A 1,031-nucleotide genomic window follows, 5' to 3' on the forward strand; every position below is an offset into this window, starting at 1 on the left:
CAATAACGCTTTTAGATGATGATTTTTTTTATAATTGGTAAAATCATTTAACAATCAGTGGAATCATATTAATATATTTGGTTATTACATAAACCAAAACTCATTCCTGTTATTTGGGTTATCCTTATAAGCCCCAACAGGTTATCTATATTATGGCGAAACAAATTAAGAAAACCGAAAACCCGTTACCGGAAGAAAAGCCTGTAAAAGAAAAAAAAGCCCCAAAGGCAAAATCTACAGCAACAGATATAAAAGCGCCTGAAAAGGTTGCCAAGGTAAAAGCAGTTAAAGTTGAACCCGAAGTTTTAGTGGCCGAGGCCAAAAAAGCAGTTAAAACGAAAGCCGCTCCTGCAGAAAAAATTGCTGAGCCCAAGCCTAAATCTGTAAACGGAAAAGTTGCAGATGCCGTGCAGGCTACGCATGTGATAAAAAACGCGGTAGAGCCGTACAGCAGGTTTACCGATTTTGATATTGGTTTATTTAAATCAGGTAAACACTATAAACTGTACGAGAAGCTGGGTTCGCACGTGGTGGAGTTTAATGGCATTATAGGTACCTATTTTGCTGTTTGGGCGCCAAATGCCCAGTACGTAGCAGTTATAGCTAATTTTAACGGCTGGAACCGCGGTTCGCATAGTTTATATGGCCGCTGGGATGCATCGGGCATATGGGAAGGTTTTATCCCAAATGTAGGTAATGGCGAAACTTATAAATATTATATCAAATCATCAACGGGCGAAGACCTGGAAAAGGCCGATCCTTTTGCGCTGCGTTGGGAAGTACCCCCAAGCACTGCATCAATAGTTGCCGATACTTTTTACGAGTGGTCAGACAGCGACTGGATGACCAATCGCCACGAACATAACGCCATTGATAAACCATATAGCGTTTACGAGGTGCATTTAGGCTCATGGGCGCGTAGTTTGGAAAGCCCCGACGAGTTTTTAACCTACACGCAGCTTGCGCATAAAATGGTGCCCTACGTTAAGGAAATGGGCTTTACGCATGTAGAGTTTATGCCAATTATGGAG

1 pseudogene is annotated in these 1,031 nt (G+C 41.8%); it reads left to right on the forward strand.

Going from position 1 to position 1,031, the window contains the following annotated elements:
- Positions 1-152: 152 nt before the first annotated feature.
- Positions 153-1,031, forward strand: a pseudogene (locus AC1DPZ_RS27850) (1,4-alpha-glucan branching protein GlgB); the annotation flags it as partial.

The organism is Mucilaginibacter sp. P4_G9 (assembly GCF_056400985.1).